The organism is Paenibacillus sp. lzh-N1, assembly GCF_002872435.1.
GTDB lineage: Bacteria > Bacillota > Bacilli > Paenibacillales > Paenibacillaceae > Paenibacillus > Paenibacillus polymyxa_C.
The window spans coordinates 840,001-865,088 of record NZ_CP025696.1; the positions used below are offsets into that span (position 1 = coordinate 840,001).

Annotated in this window: 25 protein-coding genes (1 of these 25 running past the window's edge); 10 read left to right on the forward strand and 15 right to left on the reverse strand. The window is 45.8% G+C overall.

The genetic code is table 11. The features are described 5' to 3' along the window. The 3 genes from C0638_RS25535 to C0638_RS03780 form a co-directional block, all read right to left on the reverse strand. Nucleotides 1-35, reverse strand: the 5' portion of a protein-coding gene (locus C0638_RS25535; RefSeq protein ID WP_230493830.1) for a hypothetical protein. It extends 106 nt beyond the left edge of the window; 35 of the gene's 141 nt are visible here — the first part of the coding sequence; the start codon lies at nt 33-35; its stop codon lies beyond the left edge, outside the window. A gap of 147 nt (nt 36-182) precedes the next feature. Further along, nucleotides 183-650: a MarR family winged helix-turn-helix transcriptional regulator gene (locus tag C0638_RS03775; protein ID WP_058712515.1), complete on the reverse strand. Its 468-nt coding sequence runs from the start codon at nt 648-650 to the stop codon at nt 183-185. A gap of 149 nt (nt 651-799) precedes the next feature. Beyond that, the gene (locus C0638_RS03780) at nt 800-1,645 is read right to left on the reverse strand and encodes a LysR family transcriptional regulator (RefSeq protein WP_025677517.1); all 846 of its coding nucleotides are present in this window, start codon (nt 1,643-1,645) and stop codon (nt 800-802) included. Nucleotides 1,646-1,774: 129 nt separating this feature from the next. Here C0638_RS03780 and C0638_RS03785 point away from each other — a divergent pair, with 129 nt between their 5' ends. Continuing rightward, a complete protein-coding gene (locus C0638_RS03785; RefSeq protein WP_058712514.1) occupies nt 1,775-2,905 on the forward strand; it encodes a Gfo/Idh/MocA family protein in 1,131 nt (376 codons plus the stop codon). Between the two features lie 100 nt (nt 2,906-3,005). On the opposite strand, the gene C0638_RS03790 is transcribed toward C0638_RS03785, so the two are convergent. Further along, nucleotides 3,006-3,623 (reverse strand): Type 1 glutamine amidotransferase-like domain-containing protein, encoded by a 618-nt coding sequence (locus C0638_RS03790; RefSeq protein WP_058712513.1) that lies wholly within the window; start codon nt 3,621-3,623, stop codon nt 3,006-3,008. A gap of 468 nt (nt 3,624-4,091) precedes the next feature. Next, nucleotides 4,092-5,630 carry a glutamine-hydrolyzing GMP synthase gene (gene guaA, locus C0638_RS03795; protein WP_013369453.1) on the reverse strand — a complete coding sequence of 513 codons (1,539 nt, stop codon included), beginning with the start codon at nt 5,628-5,630 and terminating at the stop codon, nt 4,092-4,094. A gap of 145 nt (nt 5,631-5,775) precedes the next feature. On the opposite strand from guaA, the gene C0638_RS03800 reads away from it, so the two are divergent. The 6 genes from C0638_RS03800 to C0638_RS03825 all read left to right on the forward strand — a co-directional run bounded on the left by C0638_RS03800 (nt 5,776) and on the right by C0638_RS03825 (nt 11,971). After that, a complete protein-coding gene (locus tag C0638_RS03800; protein ID WP_025677511.1) occupies nt 5,776-6,432 on the forward strand; it encodes a DedA family protein in 657 nt (218 codons plus the stop codon). A gap of 279 nt (nt 6,433-6,711) precedes the next feature. Next, complete coding sequence (locus C0638_RS03805; RefSeq protein WP_058710708.1) at nt 6,712-8,253, forward strand: spore germination protein; 1,542 nt, start codon at nt 6,712-6,714, stop codon at nt 8,251-8,253. Beyond that, on the forward strand, nt 8,250-9,458 hold the full coding sequence (locus C0638_RS03810) for a Ger(x)C family spore germination protein (protein ID WP_013369449.1): 1,209 nt from the start codon (nt 8,250-8,252) through the stop codon (nt 9,456-9,458). The genes C0638_RS03805 and C0638_RS03810 overlap by 4 nt, the downstream gene beginning before the upstream one ends. Nucleotides 9,459-9,463: 5 nt before the next feature. Beyond that, nucleotides 9,464-10,573, forward strand: a complete 1,110-nt coding sequence (locus tag C0638_RS03815) for a GerAB/ArcD/ProY family transporter (RefSeq protein WP_014599484.1) — start codon at nt 9,464-9,466, stop codon at nt 10,571-10,573. Between the two features lie 30 nt (nt 10,574-10,603). Further along, nucleotides 10,604-10,840: a hypothetical protein gene (locus tag C0638_RS03820; RefSeq protein WP_013369447.1), complete on the forward strand. Its 237-nt coding sequence runs from the start codon at nt 10,604-10,606 to the stop codon at nt 10,838-10,840. Nucleotides 10,841-10,855: 15 nt separating this feature from the next. Then, nucleotides 10,856-11,971 carry a GerAB/ArcD/ProY family transporter gene (locus tag C0638_RS03825; RefSeq protein ID WP_058710707.1) on the forward strand — a complete coding sequence of 372 codons (1,116 nt, stop codon included), beginning with the start codon at nt 10,856-10,858 and terminating at the stop codon, nt 11,969-11,971. A gap of 64 nt (nt 11,972-12,035) precedes the next feature. On the opposite strand, the gene bcp is transcribed toward C0638_RS03825, so the two are convergent. Genes bcp through C0638_RS03845 form a run of 4 tightly spaced genes read right to left on the reverse strand, consistent with a single transcriptional unit; the run spans nt 12,036 to nt 15,175 of the window. Next, on the reverse strand, nt 12,036-12,512 hold the full coding sequence (bcp, locus tag C0638_RS03830; protein WP_013369445.1) for a thioredoxin-dependent thiol peroxidase: 477 nt from the start codon (nt 12,510-12,512) through the stop codon (nt 12,036-12,038). A 42-nt stretch (nt 12,513-12,554) separates the two neighbouring features. Beyond that, complete coding sequence (locus C0638_RS03835; protein WP_013369444.1) at nt 12,555-13,343, reverse strand: ABC transporter permease; 789 nt, start codon at nt 13,341-13,343, stop codon at nt 12,555-12,557. Between the two features lie 4 nt (nt 13,344-13,347). Further along, a complete protein-coding gene (locus tag C0638_RS03840; protein ID WP_013369443.1) occupies nt 13,348-14,142 on the reverse strand; it encodes an ABC transporter permease in 795 nt (264 codons plus the stop codon). Further along, a complete protein-coding gene (locus C0638_RS03845; protein ID WP_013369442.1) occupies nt 14,135-15,175 on the reverse strand; it encodes an ABC transporter ATP-binding protein in 1,041 nt (346 codons plus the stop codon). Before C0638_RS03845 ends, C0638_RS03840 begins: the two co-directional genes overlap by 8 nt. A 103-nt stretch (nt 15,176-15,278) precedes the next feature. Here C0638_RS03845 and C0638_RS03850 point away from each other — a divergent pair, with 103 nt between their 5' ends. The 3 genes from C0638_RS03850 to C0638_RS03860 all read left to right on the forward strand — a co-directional run bounded on the left by C0638_RS03850 (nt 15,279) and on the right by C0638_RS03860 (nt 18,957). Then, complete coding sequence (locus C0638_RS03850) at nt 15,279-16,400, forward strand: LCP family protein (protein ID WP_013369441.1); 1,122 nt, start codon at nt 15,279-15,281, stop codon at nt 16,398-16,400. Nucleotides 16,401-16,482: 82 nt separating this feature from the next. Then, the gene (locus C0638_RS03855; RefSeq protein WP_017428424.1) at nt 16,483-17,799 is read left to right on the forward strand and encodes a glutamate-1-semialdehyde 2,1-aminomutase; all 1,317 of its coding nucleotides are present in this window, start codon (nt 16,483-16,485) and stop codon (nt 17,797-17,799) included. 207 nt (nt 17,800-18,006) lie between these two features. Further along, nucleotides 18,007-18,957: a DMT family transporter gene (locus C0638_RS03860; RefSeq protein ID WP_058710706.1), complete on the forward strand. Its 951-nt coding sequence runs from the start codon at nt 18,007-18,009 to the stop codon at nt 18,955-18,957. A gap of 100 nt (nt 18,958-19,057) precedes the next feature. On the opposite strand, the gene C0638_RS03865 is transcribed toward C0638_RS03860, so the two are convergent. The 6 genes from C0638_RS03865 to C0638_RS03890 form a co-directional block, all read right to left on the reverse strand. After that, a complete protein-coding gene (locus C0638_RS03865; protein ID WP_025677488.1) occupies nt 19,058-19,459 on the reverse strand; it encodes a sensory rhodopsin transducer in 402 nt (133 codons plus the stop codon). Between the two features lie 51 nt (nt 19,460-19,510). Then, a complete protein-coding gene (locus C0638_RS03870) occupies nt 19,511-20,545 on the reverse strand; it encodes a glycoside hydrolase family 88/105 protein (protein ID WP_058710711.1) in 1,035 nt (344 codons plus the stop codon). Nucleotides 20,546-20,618: 73 nt separating this feature from the next. After that, nucleotides 20,619-21,731 (reverse strand): rhamnogalacturonan acetylesterase, encoded by a 1,113-nt coding sequence (locus C0638_RS03875; protein ID WP_058710705.1) that lies wholly within the window; start codon nt 21,729-21,731, stop codon nt 20,619-20,621. 18 nt (nt 21,732-21,749) lie between these two features. Continuing rightward, complete coding sequence (locus C0638_RS03880; RefSeq protein ID WP_013369435.1) at nt 21,750-22,589, reverse strand: carbohydrate ABC transporter permease; 840 nt, start codon at nt 22,587-22,589, stop codon at nt 21,750-21,752. Nucleotides 22,590-22,594: 5 nt separating this feature from the next. After that, nucleotides 22,595-23,503 carry a carbohydrate ABC transporter permease gene (locus C0638_RS03885; protein ID WP_013369434.1) on the reverse strand — a complete coding sequence of 303 codons (909 nt, stop codon included), beginning with the start codon at nt 23,501-23,503 and terminating at the stop codon, nt 22,595-22,597. A 187-nt stretch (nt 23,504-23,690) separates the two neighbouring features. Next, nucleotides 23,691-24,983: an ABC transporter substrate-binding protein gene (locus C0638_RS03890; RefSeq protein ID WP_013369433.1), complete on the reverse strand. Its 1,293-nt coding sequence runs from the start codon at nt 24,981-24,983 to the stop codon at nt 23,691-23,693. Nucleotides 24,984-25,088 lie beyond the last annotated feature (105 nt).

Consider the following 25,088-nt stretch of genomic DNA (forward strand, 5'->3'; position numbering starts at 1 on the left):
GTATAAACTTCGCCTGTTGCCTTTTTACCGCACACTGCCCATCTGGTTTGATAGGTATCAGCTTCTTCAGCTGATTAATCGTTCTCTACTTACTTGATCATCTTTTGCTAAATCGTAGTAATAAAAATATTCTTCTAAAATCTTCATCGAGTGGCCTCCAAAAACATTTGTCCTCGCACATTTCACATATTCTTCACATTGCTAGACATACGCTGTAGTGCATCTGTTAAAGCCACAATTTCCTCATCTGCAAACTTATAGAGGAGCTTTTCCTGAAACGCTTGTCTTTGCTCTGTCAAAACTTGCAGCTCTTGAATTCCTAATTCGGTTAAACGTATATAGGTTATACGCTTATCCTGCTCTTTTTTACTTCGTAAAATCAGACCTTCCTCCTCCAGCCTTTTCAGATGCCGGGTCACTGCTGCACCATCCAGAACGAGCAGATGTTGAAGCTCCAGCTGACTTAGTTCCTGACGATGATTAATATGATACAAAATTTCGACCTTGGTGAAGCTGGTTTTTAGCTGTGCTTCAAAAGCGTTATTCATTTCTTTACACAAAAGATGCATTCGATAAAATAGCTGGCTTTTTTCAGAGCAATGTTTGATGACAAACCCTCCTCCTAATACTTGACCCATCAATTGATTCATTTTAAGCATTATACACCCTCACTAAAAATAAACAAGTCCTGAGACAAGTCTATAGACAAATCCTACAATCACAAAAAAATGCTCAAGCTAAACGAATAGCCGCATTCTAGAATTTATAGTTAAGGTCATTCGATGTCTTTCCTACTCTATTAGATCGTATTATTGATTTCGATAAATTTATGTTCAATTGCTGTCATTTCGTGATTGGGACGGGATATTAAATATGTATCCATGTAGCCAAAAATTGAAGGAACCGGTAAATAAGACGTTACTTTAAATTGTCGCGCCAGCTTTTTGGACATAAGGGTAATTCCCATTCCCATCAGAGCGAATTCTACCATCGTATCAAATATTCCAACCTCAACAACCTCGCCATGGGTCAATTGCATGTCCTGATACATCTTCTCTAAATGCGTGAGGTACAGGCAGCTATCCGACAATATGATAATAGAAGCTCCTTGCAGTACCTGTTGGAGATCCGAGCCTTCGTGTATACCTTTCCCCACCAGCACAAGCTCTTCACGGCATATTTTTTGATAATGAATATATGGGTTGGTAGGATATCCTGTAACAAAAGCAATATCAAGCTCGCCGTCGAGGATGAATTGCTCCATTTCGGTGGTAGTTCCGGTTTTTAATGTCACCGAAGCCTGCGGGTACATCTCATATACCTTCGTTAGCGCCCTTGTTGTTTCGCCTGCTACAATGGACTGCATTGTGCCGACGCGCAATTTCTCCTCCTGGGGTCTCATTTTCATCTCCGTGTCTTGCCATAGCAGTAAAATTTGCTTGTACTGAGCATATAGAATTTCTCCTGCGGGTGTCAGTTCCATACCACGAGGCTTTCGGTAAAATAACGCTGTGCCATAATAGGCCTCCAGCTTCTTTATTTTAGCCGTCATATTCGATTGCAGATGATTCAGCTTCTGGGCAGCTTCTGTTAGACTTCTAAGTTCCGCCACTGAAACGAATGCCTGCATATTTTGAATATCCACCTCTTTCCCTCCCATCAAATAAAATGATATCTATATCATTAACAAACATTATTCTTTATGAGTTAAGTGTATTATATTGGGCTTGAGCGGTATTTACTACCCACATTTTAAAATCAGGAGAGATGGCACATGGTACAACAGAAGATTCGTGCAGGTATCATAGGAGGTTCGATGAATAACAAATGGGCCAGCCAAACACATATTCCGGCTTTGCTCAAGCACCCGAGCTTGGATATCACAGCCATCGGCACTTCCCGTATGGAAAGTGCACGAAAAAGTGCAAAAGGCGTGGGGGCGTCATTAGCTTTTGACGATGCGAAAAAGCTCGCAGCTTCAAAGGAAGTGGACATGGTCGTGGTGAGCGTAAAAGTTCCCCATCATAACGAGGCCGTAATGGCGGCTATTCAAGAGGGGAAGCATATTTTTTGTGAGTGGCCTCTGGGAGCCAACACTGCGGAAGCTGCTGAAATGGCTAAGGCGGCGGAACTGGCGGGCATTCATCATACCGTCGGCTTGCAGGCACGGCAGGATTTTGAGGTTCAAACGATGAAAAAGCTGGTGGAAGACGGGACAATTGGTGAAATTGTATCCTGTCATATGCAAGTAGCTACTTCTGGCAAAGGAGGACGAACAGATCAGGATACGGCATACTTGCTGAATAGAGCCAGTGGTGCCAACCTACTAACCATTAACGGGGGACACTCTTTGGATGCACTGCAATACATCGTTGGTGAATTCCGCGAGCTGTCTGCTGTCACAGCATCCCGTTATAACGAAGCCATTATTCAGGAAACGGGTGAAATCATTGCCAAGGATACAGCCGATCAAATTCTGATTCACGGGCTGTTGGAAAAAGGAACTCCGGTATCGGTTCACATTCAGGGCGGGGTGAATTCTAAGTTTGAGCTAGAGATTCAGGGGAAAAAGGGCAGTTTGCGTTTGAGCCAGAATCCTTCGCTTGGACATGTTCAATTTGGGAATCTGACGCTTGAAAAACTTGTATATGATCAGGGAAGTCATCAAAGTTATATTCCTAATGACTTTTTTGAACCCATACGCATAGCTGCTGAACCTGATGGCTGCTTAGACTTTCCCAAAGAAGGAGTAACCCTGAATGTAGCCAAGGCCCATCATGTATTTGCCGAGGATATTTTGACGACCACCCGTCTCGCCCCCGATTTCAACCATGCACTAAAGCTGCATCAGCTACTGGACCGCATTGAGGAATCGGCTGCAACCGGCAAAAAGATTGTATGGTAAGGTAGATTTATAAAAAAAGAACCTTCAATATCAAGATAGATGTGGAATTGAAGGTTCTTTATAATATTAATCAGTTGAAATTCTCCTTTATTTAATAAAGTTATGCATTCTCGACTTTTATACTATCACCTTCAACCAAAATAAATTCCGCGTTGCTGATTGGATATAAATTTAGTTGGCTGCCATATTCCTCAATGATGTTCTCCACCGCTTTTTTAAACGGGATGTTCGTATGGTGGGGGACTGGATAGAATTCAATTATTCCGAGCGCAGCAAAAGAATCCAAAGCAGGCGCCTCCTGCACATTGTCCATAAGTCGAACATACTCGATATTCGATGATAAAATCATCGAACCTGCCGATTCGCCTATATAGAGCTTCCCTGCATTAACTTCTTCAGCAATGATTTTGTCAGCCCCGCTTCTTCTTAGCTCTTGAAGTAAATAAAATGTGTTGCCTCCGGTAATATAAATATAGTCATTTTCTCTAATTTTACTTTCTATTTCATTCAATGTTGCTGTGCTGATTTCAATTTCATCCACGACTAATCCTAAATCCTCTAATGCTTTTTTCCCTGTATTCACATAAAACTTAACTTTCTCTGGAATACTTGCGGTGGGGATGAAAGTGACTTTTTTTCCTTCCAAGTTTTCATCGGCGAAATGGACTAAGCATGGTGCAACATCCTTAAATGAGGACGACAAAAATAATTTTCTCATGTCTTTATTCTCCTTAGAATAGCGTTTAATGAAATGGGATATGTAACACTCTAATCTAGATAAATTATAAAATATATTAGTATCAAAACATGACACCATTAGAGGATGACATGAAAAAAATAAACGTTTAATTCCATACTTGCTTTAAGCTATCTATAGCTTAAAGCAAATAAAATCATATAAAAAAAGGAGACATTACCATTGAATAATATCTCCTTTTTTCAGTCTTCATATTCCGTTTTGTAACAACAAATGAATTTATATCTTCGTAGCATGAGGCAATACTATTCGCCTTTAGCTAAAACCCAATTGAGGTTGCCGTGTAGTAAACTTTCCCGAGCAAAGGTTCGACCTTGCCCCCGTAAAAAGACTCCAACCGCATAGCGATAGTTCGCCGATGCGGAGGAGCCTGATGTTGTATTGGTGAATCTCAAAGGGTTCGTGGTTAAGATGCGGGAGTCTCCACGCTTATTCCCACTCGATTGTTGCTGGTGGTTTGGACGTTACGTCGTACACGATACGATTGACGTTGTCCACTTCGTTGACGATACGAACGGATATTTTTTCCAATACGTCCCAAGGGATACGTGCCCAGTCAGCGGTCATGCCGTCGATCGAGGTTACTGCGCGAATACCTACAGTGTAGGAATACGTACGGGCATCGCCCATAACGCCAACGCTCTTCATATTCGGCAGAGCGGTGAAGTATTGCCAAATTTCCCGATCCAGACCCGCTTTGGCAATCTCCTCGCGCAAAATAAAGTCAGAATCACGTACAATCTTGAGCTTGTCCTCTGTTACTTCGCCCAATACACGGATGGCAAGACCCGGACCTGGGAATGGCTGACGCCATACAATTTCGGCCGGAAGTCCGCATTCTTCGCCGACTTTACGCACTTCATCCTTGAACAAAGCATTCAGTGGCTCGATCAGTTTGAATTTCATGTCTTCCGGTAAACCGCCTACGTTATGGTGCGACTTGATGGTTTGCGCCGTTGCTGTTCCGCTCTCTACAATATCTGTGTACAACGTGCCTTGTGCCAGGAAGTCAAAATCATCGAATTTAGCTGATTCTTCTTCAAAGACGTAAATAAACTCGTTACCGATGATTTTACGTTTTTGTTCCGGATCATCCACTCCTGCCAGTTTGGACAGGAAACGTTCACGTGCATCAATTTTGACAACTTTCATATCAAATTTACCAACGAACGTCTCCATTACACTTTCGGCCTCACCCTTGCGCAGCAGTCCGTGATCAATGAACATACATGTCAGTTGGTCTCCGATCGCTCTGTGAATAAGCATGGCTACAACGGAAGAATCTACGCCGCCACTTAAAGCGCACAGTACTTTCTTGTCGCCTACTTGCTGACGGATTTCACGAATTTGCTCTTCAATGAACGATTCCATGGTCCAGTTGCCTTCACAGCCGCACACTTCATACAGGAAGTTGCTAATCATCTCATTACCTTGAACAGAATGACGTACCTCTGGATGGAATTGTACTGCATACAGATTCCGTTCCAGATTACTCATCGCAGCAATCGGCGCACTCTCTGTTCCCGCATCCAGTGTAAAGCCGGTTGGCAGATCTGTAACGTGATCGCCATGGCTCATCCACACGGTTTGACGGGAATCCAGTCCTTTAGTCAACCGAGCGCCCTCATTGAATTGCACGTCTGCTTTGCCATATTCACGCTTGCCCGCACGTTCTACCTTACCGTCCAGTTGATGAGCCATCAGTTGCATGCCATAACAAATACCAAAGATAGGGATGCCAAGATCATAAATTGCCCGATCCACCTGAGGAGCATTGTCTGTATATACGCTGGAAGGTCCGCCTGAGAAAACAATCCCTTTCGGCGCCAGCTCTCTCAGCTTCTCCGCAGGCGTATTGTATGGAAGGAGCTCGCTATATACGCCGAGATCCCGAATTCTTCTTGCAATTAACTGGTTGTATTGTCCTCCAAAATCGAGAACTACAACGATTTCATTAGGCTTATTCATTACCGTGCCTCCCTCAATTGTTCGTTTCATTATACGCAACGATAAAACAACACGTCAAGAAATCAACCATAGTTGAGTGGTCATGAAAAGATTGATAAAATAAATTGATTCTAAATTACTTAATCTGTCCGTAGGAGTGTACACAATGGATGTGCTGAAGTGGATCGCGCAATTGTTCGAAGAATATGGATACGGCGTCCTTTTTTTCGGCTTGCTGCTAGAATTTATTGCCTTGCCTTTTCCCGGGGAAACCACGATGGCTTATGCGGGATATCTTTCCTATGCCGGTACCCTGGATTTTAGCAAGCTGGTGCTTTTAGCTTTTTTGGGCACAACCATCGGTATGACCATTACCTATTTTATTGGAAAATGGGCCGGACTTCCCTTTATTCAGAAATACGGCAAATGGGTTTTGTTATCGCCGGACAAGCTACAGAAAACACAAAAATGGTTTCAACGTTATGGATACTGGCTTATTTTCCTTGGATATTTCATCCCAGGTGTCAGGCATTTTACCGGCTATTTTGCTGGAATTATAGCTCTTTCTTTCCGTAAATTTGTTCTGTATGCTTACAGCGGTGCTTTATTCTGGGTCGTCCTCTTTCTAAGCATCGGCAAGCTGTTTGGTCCGCAATGGGATGCCATTTTTCATTTGGTAGAGCTGTACGCACTACGAATCGCAGCTGTCGTTGGGTTCATCATCCTGCTGTATTTTATATATCGGTGGAGAAGCTTCCTGTTTGGATCACTATACAAATCCAAAAAATCGGTAAAAACCAGCAACAAGGATGACACGGAATAGTCACACTCCTGCCGCCTTATGACTACAGGCCCTTGCATAATATATCGAAATCACGAAAGGTATTACTACATCCCCCGCTCTTCCAGCCGAGCCCACCATTCGCGGCTCCATCATCTCGGGCGCTCCCCTTACTCCAAACATAGACAATCCGATGATCCCTTGGCTCTACGTCGTCAGCATACCCAACAATCGACCCTGTAAATACAATGGGGCCAAGCATAAATTCATATTTTCAGAGCATACTAAGCCAACAAACTCCAATATCGGAGGATTTTACGTATGCCGAATCCGAATAAAAGTTGTCCACTTACTCATGTGTCCTCTAACTTGAAAGATAATGTAAATCATATCGAGAGCTCCTTTGGGAACAGCGGAGATGTAATCATTAAAGAGCTATTATGGATGCAGAAATGGCCAGCGGCTCTGTTTTATATCGATGGTCTGGTCAACACTCAATTACTTCATGATTCCGTCCTGCGTTCATTAATGCGCGTAAACGAACATCATGTACCGGAAGGCACAGAACCATTCGACTATTTGAAAGATCAAATTTTGATTGCAGGTAACTCGGGTAGTGTGGATGAAATGGATGCCTTATTCAACCAGATGCTATCCGGCGGTATTATCATTTTGCTGGACGGATACGCAAAGGGCATATGGATTGATGCGGTCGGTTGGGAGGATCGCAATGTCAGCGAACCCCAATCCCAAACCGTTGTACGGGGGTCCATGGAGGGTTTTACTGAAAATTTACGTACCAATACAGCTCTAATTCGTAGGCGAATCCGTGATCCGCGACTGTGGATGGAAACAAGACAGATCGGTCAAGTGACTCATACCAATGTAGCCGTGATGTATGTCAAAGGAATTGCTGACGAAGGGGTTATTCAGGAACTGAGAGAACGTTTGGACCGAATTGATATTGACGGAATTTTGGAAGGGGGTTACATCGAGGAGGAAATTCAGGATGAAACCTTCACCCTGTTTCCCACCATTTATAACAGCGAGCGTCCGGATTCAGTCGCTGCCAGCCTGCTGGAAGGGCGAATTGCTATTTTGGTGGACGGAACACCATTTGTTCTGCTGATACCTGCATTGTTCGTTCAATTTTTCCAATCGGCAGAGGATTATTACCAGCGTGCTGACATCAGTACGTTGCTGCGTTTGCTGCGTTTCTTTTCCTTTTTTATCGCAATGCTGGCACCCGCTGTTTATATTGCGGTAACTACCTTTCATCAAGAGATGATTCCTACAAACTTATTGGTCAGTCTCGCTGCACAAAGAGAAGGCGTACCGTTTCCGGCTTTTGTCGAGGCGATGCTCATGGAAATAACTTATGAAATTTTGCGTGAAGCAGGAGTTCGAATTCCGAAGACCGTCGGGCAAGCCGTATCCATTGTAGGTACACTGGTCATTGGACAAGCAGCCGTGGATGCAGGAGTGGTCTCGGCGGCTATGGTTATTGTTGTATCAATCACAGCGATCTCCAGCTATGTTATTCCGGAAAACGGTCTTTCCATTGCGGTTCGTATTGTTCGCTTCGCCTTAATGATGCTAGCGGCAGCCTTTGGACTTCTGGGAATATTGATGGGGTTAATCGTACTTTTGTTGCACTTAACCAGTCTGCGATCGTTCGGAGTATCTTATATGAGCCCGTTTGGTCCCTATGTGGAAAGCGATATAAAAGATACGATGTTTCGCCTACCTTGGCCTCGCATGAAGACACGGCCTCAATCCATCTCTATCCAAAATACAATTCGTCAAAACACGAAAAAAAGACGGATTGGCAATAAATCGAAAACCAGAAGGGATCAGCCATGAAACAGACCATACATTTGTTCTTCGTCTGGGGACTGATTGCATTACTATTAGGTGGTTGCTGGGATCGTAAAGAATTAAACGAGCTGGGCATCGCTATTGGGATCGGAGTGGATATGGAAGGTGACCAGTATCAGGTGACGGCTCAGGTGGTCATTCCTTCGGCAGTAGCTTCCAAATCTTCACCAAGTGCAGGCTCGCCCGTCGTTACTTATGAGGCTACTGCGCCCACAATTCAAGAGGCTATTCAAAAAATGACGGATACAAGCCCGCGAATCATCTATTTATCTCATATTCGTATGCTGATTTTAGGTGAAGAGTATGCGAGAAGAGGAATTTCTGATGCGATTGAAGCCTTGATGCGAGAGCCTTTTACCAGAAGTGACTTTTATATTGCGATAGCCAAAAATAACAAGGCTTCCACGATGTTAAAGATCCCCACTCCACTGGAAAAGTTACCGGCCAATAAAATGTTTGCTTCATTGGATACGTTAACAAAAACATGGGCTCCTGCCACCAAAGTAACCATGGATCAACTGCTGAGCGACTTGGCTAATCCTGACATCCAGCCCACTCTGCCCGCATTGGAAGCTTTGGGAGATACAGAATCGTCCAATGAAAAAGGTGTGGATGATATCAAAAGCATATCTCCTGGAACCACACTGAGGTTCTCCGGTATCGGTGTCTTAAAAAAAGACCGCTTGCTGGGCTGGATCAATGAACAAGACAGCAAAGGGTTCAATTACATTCGAAATACGGTGGAATCAACTACAGGACACGTCGACTGTCAGGGAGGAGGTAATATCGCCTTATTAACCTTGAACAGCGAAACCCAAAGAAAAGTGATCATTCGCGATGGAGAACCTGTTATCTCCATATCCGTTACCAACGACAGCACAATACGAGAGGTCAACTGCCAGCATATGAAGTTAAGCAGTATGGCTGACATCAAAGAAATTGAAGCTGCAAGCAATGAAAAAATAGTTGAAATTTTGAGGCATTCTGTAGAGACTGTCCGACGTGAGTTTAAGTCAGACATTTTCGGCTTTGGTCAGCTGATCCACCAGTCCAAACCTGAACTTTGGAAACGACTAAAAGAAGAAAAAGAAAATCCATTTATGGACTTACAAATTGAATATAAAGCAAAGACCACGATCAAAAAAATTGGTTCCTTGTTTGAATCGTTCCAAAAAGAAATGAAGGAGTGAGCTTGGTGGAGGAGAAAGGGCGTATCAGCATTACAAATATAGCCATACTCGTATTTTTGAGTATTATCGGAGACTGTGTATTGGTATATCCCTCCCTCATTACTAGCATATCCAAGCAGGATGCCTGGATCAGCTCATTACTAAGCATCCCTGCAGGACTGGCTGTACTACTGCTATTCCTGCGGGTACATCAGCTATATCCTGATCTCACCTTTGTTCAGCTATGCGAGCGAATTTTGGGTCCGTGGCTAGGCGCCCTCATCTCCATATGGTATTTGTTCCATTTAATGATGAATTCAGCGATTTATTTAAGAGAAGTCGGAGATTTTATGAACAGCCAAACCTATGTGATGACGCCTCTTCCCGTGATCAATTTACTTTTAATCCTTGTGCTAATGTGGGGCATGTATATGGGATTGGAACCAATTGCGCGTACGGCTCAAATCTTATTTCCATTTTGCTTGGCTTTTGCTTTGTTTTTAATCCTGTGCTTGCTTCCCCAATGTGACAGTCAGCAGCTTAAGCCCATTATGGAGCAAGGTATTCCTAAAATTATGGAGGGCAGCCTATTTGCGCTCTCCTACCCATTCGGTGAACTAGCCTTTTTACTCATGATTTTTCCCTATGTGAACAAACAACCGGGTCTAAAAAAATCGGTTTTACTTTCCGGACTTGCTGCCAGCATTCTGTTAAGCGTACTACTCCTGGTTTCTCTCCTGGTGCTGGGTCCTTTTGTAACCGAACATAGCGTGTACACCTCTTATATGCTATCTAAAAAGATCAATATAGGAAATTTCTTACAGAGAATTGAATCCATGATGAGTACTGCCTGGATTATCACTACCTTTGTTAAAACCATTTTACACTTCTATGCCTTTACCTTAGGAATGACTCAGCTACTGCGATTAAATAATGTTCGGACCTTTCTTGGTCCTAACTTCATGATCCTGTTTGGTCTGATTATCGTGTCGGCGCCTAATATTACTTATTATCTGGATACGATCGTCCACGCCTGGATTTATTGGGATTTGACGGATTCCATTGTCCTTCCTTCGCTGCTGCTTATCGTATACAAGTTAAGATCGAAAGGCCGCCACAGCCTGGGACCCAGTTGATCCACACCCTTAACGGAAGGAGCCTTCACTGTGCTGATCACTACTGTTATTATCTGTATCGGTCTAGCCATTGCTGCCAAAGATTTGCCAGGCTTGTATCGAAAACATCGCTTTAAAGATATGTTCGTGTACATCATTATGCTCGGAATAGGCACATGGCTTAGTGTCCTTGCCGCCAAGTCAGAGGTTACGCCAAGCCCGTTGGTACTGATTGAAATCATCTACAACCCTGTTAACGCTTTTGTGTCACATATATTTGGTTTTTAGAAAGGAGACAGCCACATGTCAAAAAAAGCACGTATTAGCGTTCGGCAAGTGACTGTCCTGATGTTTATGAGCTTAATCGGGGATATGCTCTTAATCTATCCGACTATGATTACACATATTGCTCTTCAGGATGCCTGGATCAGCTCCATACTGTCCATCCCGCTGGGCTTAATTATTATTTACGTGCTTATTCGCGTTCATGAACTCCACCCGAATCTTACACTTATTGAAGCGATTCGCAAAATTATGGGACCCGTGTTAGGAACCATTATCTCCTGCTGGTATCTGTTTTATTTTTTAATGAACACCGCTCTTATTGCGAGAGAGGTAGGCGATTTTCTGAATACACAGTTATTTGTACATACCCCTCTACGTGTTCTGCTCGCTATGGGAATATCCTTAATGGTGCTTACTGCGCTAACGGGAATTGAAGCTTTCGGTCGGGTTAGCGAGATGCTATTACCAGCATATATATTAATCTTCTCTGGTCTGATCCTTGCACTCCTGCCACAAGTTCAGCTTTCTAATGTACGACCTGTTTTGGAAAATGGGCTGGCTCCTGTTGCTAAAGGAATGGTTCCAGGCGTGGCAATGCCTTTTGCCGGAATGTCCATTATGCTTATGGTTTTTCCTTATGTAAACAAGAAAGCCCATTTTAAAAAGGACATGTTGCTCGCTTCCCTTATAGGCGGAATCGTGATTAGTCTGTTTCTGCTACTCTCCCTTCTTGTGATTGGACCCTTTGTGACTAATTACAGTCCATACATTTCTTCTGTACTCACGACAAAAATTAATGAACTGAATTATATTACACGCGTTGAATCGCTTGTTGCTTTAACCTGGGCACTGGCTGCCTATTTCAAGGGAGTTCTTTTCTTCTACGCCTTCACTTTTGGAACCCCCCAGTTGTTCCGAATTTCTAATAGTCGTCCATTCGTCATACCCGCAGGAGCGATTGTGTTTGGTATGACCATTTTGATAACCCCAAATGTGTTTTATTATGTAAGAACTCTTGTTTATCCGATGGCTGCCTGGCATTATACGAACGGCTTGTTCATTCCGCTTCTTTTGTGGGTTGTTTACCTCTGTCGGCGAAAGTGGAAGCAGCGGCAAAACATATCTACACATTAACAAAAAACCTTTTGAAACCGAGCTTAAAAAGCATAGCCCGATTCCAAAAGGTTTTTTTCATAACTTATGCCATGTCCTGAATGTATGCCAGTGCTGCATCAATATGCCCTTTTACTCTTAAACCGCGCCATTCATGAACTAAAATGCCATTCTCATCAATAAGGAACGTAGAGCGAACAATGCCCATGTACTGCTTGCCGTACATCTGTTTTTGCTGCCATACACCATATGTTTCAGCCACCTGATGCTCTTCATCAGATAACAACTGAAAAGGTAGACCGTACTTGGCAATAAACTTGTCATGCTGCTTAAGTGGATCGGGGCTTATGCCCAGAATCACGGTGTTCAAACCTTCAAACTCCGCATGTTTATCCCGAAAATCACAAGCCTGGGTCGAGCAGCTAGAGGTTAAGTCCTTGGGATAAAAATACAACAATACTCTACTGCCGCGATAATCCGACAGCTTGACACTCTTGCCCTCACTACCAGGCAATTCAAAGTCTGGTGCAGCTTGTCCAATAACGGTCAATGTCGTGGACATCTTATCATCTCCTATCTTGTAGGGGTTCTTATATCATCCACCCTATGAGCCAGCCCCCCGGTAACGCCGAATCCCCCAGTTCCAAGCCAGTAAGCCCAATGTCAGAAAAACAATTCCCATCACAGGAGTTAAGAGCGCCATATGGCGCATGTCCTCTCGTTGAAGGAACAGGGAAGCCGGGTATACACCGACAAAAGCAAAAGGGAGTATCCAAGTCAGCACAACCTGAATGGCACGGTTATAGATCGTTACCGGATAACGTCCGTAGCCCTGAATATTGTACATGAGCGGAATAATTCCTGTGGGCGCATCCGAAAAGAATGAAAGAGAAGTCAATATGGTGTATATGCCCGTATAGATCGCCACGGCACTTAGACTCAAAACGATCAGCGCCGGTACGAACCACCACTCCATAGCCAAATCCATCTGTGCGCCGCTGATCCCCATAATAATCAGACCGATCACTGAGCCAACCAGCGCGGGCGGGTCCACATTTTCAAGGAAAATCTGGAACAGATTATACGCAGGACGGGTCATTACCCGATCGAGTTCACCTTTTACAATATAACGCTCGCTAAAGTTCCAAAGGTTAACGAAACAACTGAACAGTCCATAAGGAACCATAAAAAATCCATAAACGAACACAACTTCGCTTTCACTCCAGCCACCCAAGCTGTTCGTATGCATAAAAATAACTAAAATAAAAATAAGATTCGTGGCCTGAAAGAGCAGATCCGAAATGACTTCTACCCAAAAATCAGCACGATAGGTGAGCCGTGACTTCATGTAATTTTTCAAATATTCGCTAATGAGACCCAAATAGTACATCATCGGCTTACCCTCCCTGCACGAACAGACGTCTGCGCGCCAGCCGCCAAATGATGATCATCGGCACAAGCAGAACGACTAGCCAAATGATTTGGATACCCAGCACATTCCATATGCCAACGCCTTTTACACGTCCCGTAAATACAGAGCCCGGCAAATAAGTAATTGCCTGAAACGGCATCCATTGGGAAACTGTCGCCAGCCAGCCCGGAAACAAACTGATTGGCAAGATCAACCCCGAGAACAGGTCTACGACTACGCGCTTCATGCGCATCATGCCCTCGTTATTTTCAATAAAAAAGGCCGTCAATCCTGTAATGATATTAATCTGAGTATTGATCAGAAAGCTGAAAAACAGCATGACCAGAAAACCAATCCAGGCTACCGGGTCACTAGGAAGCTTTACGGGAAACAACAGCATCGCAATCGCCATGCCCGGAATCATAAACAAGAGGAAGCGAAACATCCCCTCGCCGAGCCCCTGCATAAACTTAACAAGTACATAGTTATAAGGTCGGATCATCTGAATAGCAATGCTTCCATCCCGAATATCCGTCGATATTTCGCGATCTAGATTGTTAAAATAAAAGGCTCTCGCCATCCACGATACGGCTACATAGGTTGTCATCTGAGCAGCAGTAAAGCCTCCAATACTACCCGCATCACCATATATCGCTTTGTATGTGAAATAATACACGCCAATATTCATGGAATAAATAAGTATGCCTGAATAATAGTTCACACGATAAGCAAGCATGGTGAGGAATCGAATACGAATAAAATCGGTATATACGCTAAGCATGAACTTTGGCCTCCACTATCGGATTGCCCTGGCGTTCTGCCGAGCCAGACTGATAGATACTGCGGACGATATCATCCGTGTTGGTTTCAATGATTTTGATATCCGTAATGTCCGTGCGACCAACTACGTTAGCTAGTACATCCGATACATTAATATGAAGAGGAATCCACACCTTGGCAGCCAAATCGTTATCCATGGTCCACGTCAGCGGCATATCGGCTGTCCATGCCTGCAATTGCTCCAGCTGTGTCGTCGTACCAAATTGAAACCGTACTTCCCTTCCTGTCCCCCAACGATCCTTGAGATCATCCAGTCCACCATCATAAATGATATTCCCATCATCCAACATAATGACGCGCGAGCACAGCGCTTCAATATCCTGCAAATCATGGGTTGTCAGCAAAATAGTGGTCCCGTGTTCACGGTTCATGTCCTTCAAAAACTCGCGAATTTCGGACTTCACCATAATATCAAGTCCAATGGTCGGCTCGTCCAGAAAAACAATGGACGGATTGTGCAGCAAAGCAGCTACCAACTCACAACGCATCCGTTGTCCAAGGCTAAGCTTGCGTACCGGGCGACTTAGCAGATCCTGCAATTGCAGCCTCTCTACCAGCTCATCCAGCCTACGTTTGAAGTCTGTGGCCGGAACCTGATATACTTTGCGCAGCAGTTGAAAAGACTCGATCACACCGATGTCCCACCAAAGCTGGCTGCGCTGACCGAAAACAACGCCAATGTTACCTACAAATTTCTCGCGATCCTCATAAGGGACATATCCTCCCACCTTGAGATGTCCCGATGTCGGCACTAGAATACCTGTCAACATCTTAATCGTGGTGGACTTTCCGGCCCCGTTCTCACCAATATAACCGCATATTTCCCCTTGCGGAATACGGAAGGATATATCTTTGACCGCAGCTACCTCGTTGTATTCGCGGGCGAATAAATCAAGGAAGGCACCTTTTAAGCCCTCGCGGTTTTTTTGAACCTTAAATGTTTTGCGCAGATCCTGCACATCAATTGCTAGCATACTATACCTCTCAATCAGGATTTGTAAAATCCATAGTTAAATTGATTGTGCTCCAAAAAGAAATTATAATGTAATGAACTGAAAAGCGAAAGGGAGAGCATCCATGACAAGCAGAACCAAAAGGACGATATGGTCGGTTCTAGCCGTGGTAATCGTCGCGATTGTCGGCTTTGCCGTGTACTATTTTACATCCATTTATAATCAGCTGGATAATCTGCATAAAGAGGGTGCTAACTCCCCCTTCAAAAATGTAAAGCAGGTCGATCAGGTTCGTACACCAGAACCGCCCAAGTGGGAAGGTACCGATATGGTCAACATTTTGCTGATGGGTGTCGATGGCCGTGGCATCCAGAAAGGGGAAGTCCCCCGATCGGATAGCATGATGGTCGTATCACTGGACCCCGTGAAGAAAAAAATCCACTTGTTCTCTATTTTGCGTGATACGTACGTGGATATTCCCGGCTACGGAAAAAATCGAATCAATACTGCCATTACTCATGGCCCCAATACGGCCATGAAGACGGCTGGCGATCTATTGGGCATCCCAGTGCAATATTATGTGTATACGGATTTCCAAGGCTTTATCAAACTGGTGGACGCTGTAGGCGGCATTGATTTTGAAGTGGAAAAGGATATGCATTATACAAGTAATGCGGATAAGCATGAATACGATATTGATTTGAAAAAGGGTATGCAGCATCTGGACGGCAACACGGCGCTTCAATATGTGCGGTTCCGCCATGATGCCATGTCCGACTTCTCCCGTTCCGGACGGCAACGGGCATTTTTGGAGGCCGTAGCCCAGAAAATGCAGACCACAACTTCCATTGCTAATCTGCCAAGCATTTTAGAGCAGGTTAACCCGTACATTGATACAAATCTCAGTGTTAACGATATGTGGAAGCTGGCGAATGTAGGGTACCAAAGCAGCTTTGCAGGCAGCGAACAGGTTCCACCGATGAAGCTGCTTGGAGAAGAAAATGTGGGCGGCGCGGCAGTTCTTACCGTCCGCGATCCCGAAGAACTGAAATCATATGTGCAGGATATATTTAATAATCCTCCCACACAAACACAGGAACAAAATAAGGATCAGAACGAAACGAAACAGCCAGATAGTGCATCGTCTTCCAAGACGGATAAAGCCTCCTTTACAGGGGGCAGTAAAACCAGTAATGAGGATGCTTCCACACAATCAACAACAAAGACAGGACAAAAAGAGCTATAATGATGTATGCAGGGGCAGCCGTGAACGCTGCCCTTTGGCGTGTGTATACCCTATTTTAATGAACGGAAAGGAAGTTTTGATGATGAAACGGGATAACTCCGAAGCACTATATAAAGAAGCCCTGGAGCATATTGTCGGGGGCGTTAACAGCCCTTCACGCTCCTTTAAAGCTGTAGGCGGCGGCGCTCCAGTATTTATGAAACGCGCCCAAGGTGCTCATTTCTGGGACGAGGATGGCAATAAGTATATCGACTATTTGGCGGCCTACGGCCCTATTATTACCGGACATGCTCACCCCCATATTACCAAGGCCATCAGCGAAGCGGCTGCGAATGGCGTATTGTATGGAACCTCGACGGCATTGGAAATCAAACTGGCCAAGATGCTAAAAGAGGCCATTCCTTCTATGGATAAAGTTCGGTTTGTGAATTCCGGCACAGAAGCGGTCATGACGACGATTCGTGTGGCACGGGCCTATACTGGGCGGAACAAGATCATCAAATTTGCCGGTTGCTACCACGGTCACTCGGATCTGGTACTTGTAGCCGCAGGCTCCGGCCCTTCCACACTGGGCATACCTGACAGCGCAGGCATTACAACCAACATTGCGAGCGAGGTCATTACTGTGCCATTCAATGACCTTGACGCGTTGCGTCAAGCTTTGGAGCGCTGGAGCGACGATGTAGCGGCAGTCATGGTAGAGCCGATTGTCGGTAATTTCGGCATGGTGATGCCGCAGCCGGGTTATCTGGAAGGGCTGTGCTCGATGGCGCGGGCGAATGGCTCCCTCGTCATTTATGACGAGGTCATTACCGCCTTCCGTTTCCACTACGGCTCAACCCAAACGTATGCAGGTTTGGACAACCATGATGCGATTCAGCCGGATTTGACCGCACTGGGCAAAATCATGGGCGGCGGTCTGCCAATTGGTGCATACGGCGGCAGCAAGCAGATCATGGAGCAGGTTGCCCCACTCGGCCCAGCCTATCAGGCAGGTACAATGGCGGGCAACCCGGCTTCGATCTCGTCAGGCATCGCCTGCCTTGAAGTTCTTCAAGGGGAAGGCGTGTATGAAGAGATGGAACGTCTGGCTGTGAGACTGACGGACGGTATTCAGTCTTCCGCTGATCGTTATGGCGTGCCATTGACGATCAACCGCATTCGGGGAGCGTTCTCGACGCATTTCTGTGATCATCCGATCACGAATTACGCGCAGGCGCAGGATACGGATAGCGAAGCGTTCGCATCCTTCTTCCGCCACATGCTGGATCGCGGTATTCATCTGGCTCCGTCCAAGTTCGAAGCCTGGTTCCTCACAACAGCGCATACGGACGAAGATGTGGATGCCACGCTGGAAGCGGCGGACGATTCGTTCCGTGCGATGTCACAAGGTAAATAAGCAGAGCAGTAAGGGATAAAATATGAATAGGATGAGAGCTGGAAGTAATCTTAGGGACGGGTATCCGACCTCTGGGACTGCGTTCCGGCTCTTTTTCATTTCATAACTGTACCCGTACAGTTGCAGATTTTATGAATTGTATCTGGTTATGCTATCCGGTTATATTGAGAGAACCACAAGTTGAGATCATGATTACGGAGGTTTATTATGCACAGTCGTTCCAGAAATGGGGTCGCCTATCTGGCAGCTCTCAGCTATGCAGCTATACTTGGCTTTTCATTTTTATTTGTAAAATTGACGGTGACGGAGGCAAGCCCGCTGGATGTGATCGCCCACCGTTTTGCGTTGTCATTTATCGCTTTGACCATTCCAGTACTGCTTGGTTGGATCAAAATCAATATCAAGTTGCGTGATATGCTGCGCATTTTACCATTGGCGCTGCTTTCACCTTTACTGTTTTTCCCCTTGCAAGCGTTCGGGCTAATGAGTACTTCTTCATCGGAGGGCGGAATTATTCAAGCTACCGTTCCGATCTTTACGCTTCTACTAGCCTCCTATTTTCTTAAAGAGCGCACAACAGTGCTTCAAAAGATATCCTTACTGCTATCTGTCTTTGGTGTCGTTTTTATATTTGTGATGAAGAGCGGAGCACCGTTAGCTTCCAATAGCTTTGGCGGTATTTTTCTGCTCGTGCTCTCTGCTATATGCCTATCTGGCTATAACGTACTGGCTCGTCCATTAACACAAAAGTACAGTCCGATGGAACTGACCTACGTTACCTCCATTTTGGGATGTATTGTTTTTAACTTGGCGGCCTTGGGGTATCATGCCATAGACGGTTCTATGAGCACTTATACTGCGCCGCTGGTAAAGCCTGATTATTGGATGGCACTGGCTTATCTGGGCATACTATCTACCCTCGTCACCTCGCTGTTGTCCAGCTTTGCCTTGAAGTGGATCGAAGCCTCCAAAATGAGTGTGATCGGTAATTTATCCACCCTTATTTCCATGATGGCAGGTGCTTATATTTTGAAGGAGCAGCTTGCCTACTATCACATTATTGGTGCTGTGGTGATCATTATCGGTGTGGTCGGCACCAATTTCGGAGGACGAAAAAGCTTCACGCCGATCAAAACAACTTCGGCTAAATCACAATAATGGGCTAAAAGCAGACAGGTGCTAATTTGCCTTCAAAAAAAGAAAACTCCAAGCTGGGTCATTCCAGCCTGGAGTTTTTAACTTCATAGTTTTTTGCGCACTAGACCGGGTACGCCATAACACTCATTAACGCCAGCTCCGGCTGTGTCGTGTCCAGTCTGCTATATTGTACAATGATAGGCACGTCGCTAGTGACCGTAATTGCGTAAGGAATACCTGACGGAATTCGTTCGCCGGACTTTTCCAGCGAGGCTGTTCGGATATGGCGGGTTCGTCTTCCTTCCACCACCTCGATCAAGCCCTCCAACGGCTCGCGGTCTTCAAAATAAATGTCTATACTCAGCTTTGCCGCACGGTTTCCACAGTTCAGCACACATATGCTCTCATGACTGAGCAGCTCTCCCCGGCTTTCCGGTGGAATATATCCGTCGGGGATGACCCAGAATAAACTTCCTCGCGGCTGGTTAGCCGCCTTTTCCTGAGACTGTTCAGGTTCTCCCATGCCATTAGCCTCCTTTCACCTATGAATACCTTCACACTTCTAAAGCCTTTTTTACCCGTACGGATTCTCTTTGGTACGCAGCAGTTGAGCCAGAAAAGCAAGCGTCAATCCTTGGCCCCATCCCTGAATGCGTTTGTAGGGTACGTTGCGATAGCCATCTATATCGTTCATTACAGCAGTTCCAGCGGATACGCCAGTCACTGTGCCGTCCTCTTTAATGCGGGAAAGGATGCCGTCGATCGCCTTTTGCGTGTATTTGTTAAACAATCGGCCCTGCATAAGCAAAGCAGTCGCAATCCCTGCCGAGCCGGAGGTTTCCAGATAAGAGGTATCATCATTCAGCACTGTATGCCATAGTCCTTCTGAGGATTGCAGCCGCACTAGTGCATTGAGTTGGTCACGCAGCGAGCCGTCAATGATCATATAAGATGGATGCTGGACCTCCACACATTTCAGCGCCTTGGCCATCGTGAGGGCTGCCCATGAATTGCCGCGCGCCCAGTATATTCCCGACATGCGGCTTTGGTTCGCATGATCCCAGCCGTGATAATACAAATTCGTATCCGGGTCCTGCAAAAATTCTTCATGCCCGTGATATTGCCGAATCCCATCCTCCCAATATGTCTTGTTGCCCAGCAAATGCCCGATCCGCAGCAGATAATAACCGGCCATAAACATCGTATCCACCCATGCTTGCTGCGGAAATACATCATGTAGTGAATTCACGGTGTGCTGGAAAATGCCATCGGCAAACCGCTCAGCTTTTTTCGTCAAAAATTCTGCCATCTCGATGGCGATATCCAGGTATTTTTGCTCACCTGTAGCCTGATGTAGTGCCAACAAACAATGTCCAATAGAAACGCCGTTTACCGACAGAGGCGGAAGTCCATCCTCGATATTCTCGTCAACCCATTCTTTCAGCTTGGTCAAATACTTTTCATTGCCTGTTGCTTCATAGGCCTCGCATACTCCATAAAAGGCTACTCCACCCGGCCAATCCCAGCTATAGTGCATTTGAAACGTGCGTTCCACTACCCGGCCAATCACCTGTTTAATCTGTTCCTCATCAAAACTCAATGCGGGCACTGCTACGTCTCCTCCTTTGGTAAGCTTCACGTTAGTTGCCCTCCTTGCCACCTGTTCCAAAAAAGGTCATCCGTCAACGTAAGTACATGCGCAGCGGTTGCAAATCCAGTTCCTTCACAGCCGCCGTCACCATATTTGCAATCCGGATCGCACCATTCTCATGAAAATGCGTATTATCCTCCAGGCCGCCGGAAAAGTTCATGTATTCCCCAGGCAGCAGCCACATAAAAAGCTCCTTGCTTTCTTCAGGGCCCAGCTCTTCATATAACTCCTGCGTGCGGGCAGACAAATCAATGAGCGGCACGTTCGCTTCTTCCGCCAACTCGCGAACCGCCATTATATAGTCGCCATGTGTATCGGACAGCGTACCATCCTCGTTAAAATAGCGACGATGTACAGGCGTAATCAGCACCGGGGTGCCGCCCTTGCTTCTCGCTCCGTCGATATATAGGCGCAGATGCTCCTTGTAGGTCGTAAAAGGCTCCGTGGCCCGCTTCGGATCAGGCTTCTGATCATTATGACCGAACTGGATGAACAGGAAGTCTCCTGTCTTCATTTCTCCCAAAATAGCATCCAGACGTCCCTCGTCCACGAAGCTTTTGGAGCTTCGTCCCGATACAGCGTGATTATCCACGCAGACATCATGCTTGAACAGGGCCGGCAAGGCCTGACCCCAGCCTGTATACGGATAGCCGGACAGCCCTTGATCCGTAACCGTAGAGTCTCCGGCTAGGAATAGCCGAAGACTCTGCAGTGCGGGTGCAATTTCCAGCGCATTGAGCCGTGGCGCAGTGCCAGATACGGTGAGGCGCAGTCTGCCGCCTCGGACAGGCACCGTAAACATCGCTTCCGTGAACTGGCCCGGCAGCGTGTGTACCGGGGGCAGCATATGCTTGCCCTCGCCAGCCTGGAATCGCGTGAGCGTTTCCGCCAGTGGATCGCCGACCAGTATAGTGACGAGATACAGCCCGTCTGGCACATCTGCAATAAACGAAGCGTTCAGTGGAATACAAAAGCTGTTTCGCAGCCGTGTGCGTGCATCCTTGGCTGGATTCTGCCTTTGTCGCCCGTACACATGCTCTGTAGTCTCGAAGCCATAGCCCTGTTCAGCTGTATATATGCAATCCGGGGACACTGCCTTGTAGCCATCCGCAGGCTCTCCCGGACCAAAGTCAAACTTCCACATTTTACTCACTCCTCGGTCTTAACCCTTCAGGCCACTCGTGCTCATTCCTTCTACAATTTGTTTTTGGAAAGCGAAGAATACAGCGATAACAGGTAGTAGGCTTAAGATGGACATCGCGAACATTCCTCCCCAGTTGGAGGCTGACTCGCTATCGAGGAACATTTTGAGTGCAATCGATACGGTATATTTCTCTGGAGAGTTCAGATACAATACCGGACCTAACAGATCCTCCCACTTCCAGTAGAAAGAGAAGATGGCCGCCGTTGCCAGCGAGGATTTGAGCAAGGGTAAAATAATTCGAAAATACAATCGGAACTTGCCGCATCCATCAATCGTCGCCGCTTCATCCAACTCTGCTGGAATCGTGCGTATAAACTGCACCATCAGAAAGATGAAGAACGGCATCCCGAAAAAGGATGGTACTACCAACGGTAAGATTGTATTGATCCATCCAAGCTTGGTGAAAATGATATATTGCGGTACCAGCACTACATCCCCTGGCAGCATCAGCGTCACCATCATCAGAGCAAACCACAAGTTACGCCCTTTGAATTTTAAGCGTGCGAAGCCAAATGCGATCAACGAGGAGGAAAGCACAGCGCCAATCGTGGAAATCACTACGATCGTGAGCGAATTTAGAATATATGTGCCGAAGTTATAACCAGTTGTGCCTTTCCAGCCTGTTACATAGTTTTGCCAAATCCATTCTGTAGGGAAAAGCGAGGAGGCTGTGACGAATATCGTCCGACTTTCTTTAAATGAGCTGAACAGCATCCAAAACACGGGATACAGCATTAGGAGCGCCAGTGCAGCAACCAGAATGTGATAAATTGGCCATTTGAACGTTTTCCATGCCATTGGTATCAGCGCCCCTTTTCCGTTTCATAGAACACCCAGAATTTGGATGTCATAAATAAAATCGCTGTCAGTATCGCTATCATAATGAGCATGACCCAAGCCATAGCCGCCGCATATCCCATATTGCTGAACATAAACGCCTGCCGGAACAGATACAGTGAATGCAGCATCGTTCCATCCATTGGACCACCCTCACCCTTGGAGATAACATAGGCCGGAACGAAGGTCATAAACGCGCTGATCGTCTGCATAATCAAGTTAAATAAAATGATCGGACTTAGCAGCGGCAGCGTAATACTGAAAAATTTCCGTACTGGCGTAGCACCATCTACACTGGATGCCTCGTACATTTCATGCGGAATGTTTTTCAGTCCTGCCAGAAAAATAAGCATGGATGAACCAAATTGCCATACAGACAAGGTGATTAGCATCATTAGCGAAGCATTCGGATCACCAAACCATTTCACCGGGGTTGCCCCCAAGGCCGAAAGCAAGCTGTTAACAATGCCCTCATTACTGAAAATATTGCGCCACATGATGGATACTGCAACGCTCCCCCCGATAATAGAAGGCAGATAGTACATCGTCCGATAGGTGCCCACCATGCGTGACTTGGTATTCAAAATCATCGCCACAAACAACGCGAAAATCAGCCGCAATGGTACACCGACCAATACATACGTAAACGTGACTCGGATCGAATTCCAGTATTTAGGATCGCCTGTGAACATTTTTTCGAAGTTACCCAGACCAATCCATTTGGGCGGGGTGAACAGATTGTAGCTGGTAAAGGATAGATACAGCGAAATAAACATTGGAATTAATGTAAATGCCAGAAAGCCCACAATAAACGGGCTGATAAACGCATATCCGGTCATATTGGCTTTCAAGCTCTGATGATTTCGCAAGCTCATCAAGCCTCCCTTCTGTTGCATTTTAAAAATTAGCAAATTTAAATATATATCAATCGTTGTTATATGAATTTTGTTGCGATATCTACAAAGGTTGCCTCTACGATGGGTTCGTCGGATCAACCGTACGCAATCATGCTTGGCCCTACGCACGGTTAACCTAACGAAACGTTCCTTCAACCCTGCATTATTACTGCTTGTTATTCGCAAGGATGGTATTCGCATCAGCCCGGAATTTGACCGCTGCGTCTTCAGGCGTCATCTGTCCGAAATTGACTTGCTCAATATAATCGGTCAGAGTAGCAATCACTTCCGGCGATCCAACAGGCGGCGGCGGGCTCATTGGAGAAGCCTTAGGCTCCATGGAAGCCACAAATTCAAACACCTGCTTCGTTGCCTCGCTCAATTCCGGCGCTACAGCTTCCTTGATTTTGGCAGAAATCGGTACGCCGCGTTCGCCTTTAATCAATTTATTCGCTTCTACATCATTCATCCAGAAATCAATAAATTTTGCGGCCTCATCCTTCACCTGTGAACGGGAAGCCACTGCCCAGTACATTGTAGGCTGCATATACACGCCTTTTTCCATATTCGGTCCAAACATCGGAGCAAGCGCCATTGGCCGATTAACGACCTGTTGTAAGCCCACATATTGATTGGACCACTGCCAAATGCCGATGCCTGTTCCTTTAACGATATCCGATTCCTCAAGAATTCCCTTGGTTTGGTTCATGACTTCAGGAGTTGGTGTCGCCCCCTTTTTAATTAGCTCAGCTAAACCGCCGAAGAAATCAACAAACAGCTTATCGTCGTCATACCCCAATCCTGTTCCTTCCGTATTGTAGAGAGACTTTCCATGTGTCCGCAAATAGTAGTGGAAGAAAATATCCGCAGCCATTGAGCTGTCAAAGTAAACTTTATTAGAGGCTGCCTTCAAAGCCAGCTCTTTGTATTGATCCCATGTCCAGTCGTCAGGAATTTTGTCTATGCCCGCTTTTTTGAGCAATGCCGGATCATATTGGAAGCCCAGCACATTGACACCTGTTGGAATACCATATTGCTTTCCGGCAATGATCCCGGTTTTGAGTACATTTTCGTTCACATCAGCGACTTGGATTTTCTGATTCAAGTAAGGCGCCATATCCTCCAGTTGGCCGTTCTTCGCATATTGGCTAATATACGAAATGTCCATCTGTACGATATCCGGCAGTTGGTTTGCTGCCGCCTGCGGGGCGAGCTTCTTCCAGTAGTCATCAAAAGAGGCATATTCCACATCAATCGTCACATTCGGATTTTTTTGCTTATACAAATCGATAACCTTCTGCGTATATTCGTGGCGCGTATCCGATCCCCACCAAGCGATCCGCAACTTTACTTTCCCGTCTGCACTTGTGCCCGAATTGCCTCCACCGTCTGCTCCACTACATGCCGTCGTCAAAACGAGCAGCATCGCTATGATCAGAAACCATCCCTTTTTGCCCACCTATCTCTCCCCTTTTCGCTGTTCTAGAAAGGAGCCTTATTACAAGTAACAATGTACTTACGCAAGTTTGATAGCGTTTACATTTGCTCCTGTTGTTATTTTCCC

Excerpts from the sequence above, each read along its gene's own strand:
- C0638_RS03775 (WP_058712515.1), bottom strand. The coding sequence starts at position 650 with ATGAATCAATTGATGGGTCAAGTATTAGGAGGAGGGTTTGTCATCAAA.
- C0638_RS03785 (WP_058712514.1), top strand. The coding sequence starts at position 1,775 with ATGGTACAACAGAAGATTCGTGCAGGTATCATAGGAGGTTCGATGAAT.
- C0638_RS03790 (WP_058712513.1), bottom strand. The coding sequence starts at position 3,623 with ATGAGAAAATTATTTTTGTCGTCCTCATTTAAGGATGTTGCACCATGC.
- guaA (WP_013369453.1), bottom strand. The coding sequence starts at position 5,630 with ATGAATAAGCCTAATGAAATCGTTGTAGTTCTCGATTTTGGAGGACAA.
- C0638_RS03800 (WP_025677511.1), top strand. The coding sequence starts at position 5,776 with ATGGATGTGCTGAAGTGGATCGCGCAATTGTTCGAAGAATATGGATAC.
- C0638_RS03805 (WP_058710708.1), top strand. The coding sequence starts at position 6,712 with ATGCCGAATCCGAATAAAAGTTGTCCACTTACTCATGTGTCCTCTAAC.
- C0638_RS03810 (WP_013369449.1), top strand. The coding sequence starts at position 8,250 with ATGAAACAGACCATACATTTGTTCTTCGTCTGGGGACTGATTGCATTA.
- C0638_RS03825 (WP_058710707.1), top strand. The coding sequence starts at position 10,856 with ATGTCAAAAAAAGCACGTATTAGCGTTCGGCAAGTGACTGTCCTGATG.
- bcp (WP_013369445.1), bottom strand. The coding sequence starts at position 12,512 with ATGTCCACGACATTGACCGTTATTGGACAAGCTGCACCAGACTTTGAA.
- C0638_RS03835 (WP_013369444.1), bottom strand. The coding sequence starts at position 13,343 with ATGATGTACTATTTGGGTCTCATTAGCGAATATTTGAAAAATTACATG.
- C0638_RS03840 (WP_013369443.1), bottom strand. The coding sequence starts at position 14,142 with ATGCTTAGCGTATATACCGATTTTATTCGTATTCGATTCCTCACCATG.
- C0638_RS03845 (WP_013369442.1), bottom strand. The coding sequence starts at position 15,175 with ATGCTAGCAATTGATGTGCAGGATCTGCGCAAAACATTTAAGGTTCAA.
- C0638_RS03850 (WP_013369441.1), top strand. The coding sequence starts at position 15,279 with ATGACAAGCAGAACCAAAAGGACGATATGGTCGGTTCTAGCCGTGGTA.
- C0638_RS03855 (WP_017428424.1), top strand. The coding sequence starts at position 16,483 with ATGAAACGGGATAACTCCGAAGCACTATATAAAGAAGCCCTGGAGCAT.
- C0638_RS03860 (WP_058710706.1), top strand. The coding sequence starts at position 18,007 with ATGCACAGTCGTTCCAGAAATGGGGTCGCCTATCTGGCAGCTCTCAGC.
- C0638_RS03865 (WP_025677488.1), bottom strand. The coding sequence starts at position 19,459 with ATGGGAGAACCTGAACAGTCTCAGGAAAAGGCGGCTAACCAGCCGCGA.
- C0638_RS03875 (WP_058710705.1), bottom strand. The coding sequence starts at position 21,731 with ATGTGGAAGTTTGACTTTGGTCCGGGAGAGCCTGCGGATGGCTACAAG.
- C0638_RS03880 (WP_013369435.1), bottom strand. The coding sequence starts at position 22,589 with ATGGCATGGAAAACGTTCAAATGGCCAATTTATCACATTCTGGTTGCT.
- C0638_RS03885 (WP_013369434.1), bottom strand. The coding sequence starts at position 23,503 with ATGAGCTTGCGAAATCATCAGAGCTTGAAAGCCAATATGACCGGATAT.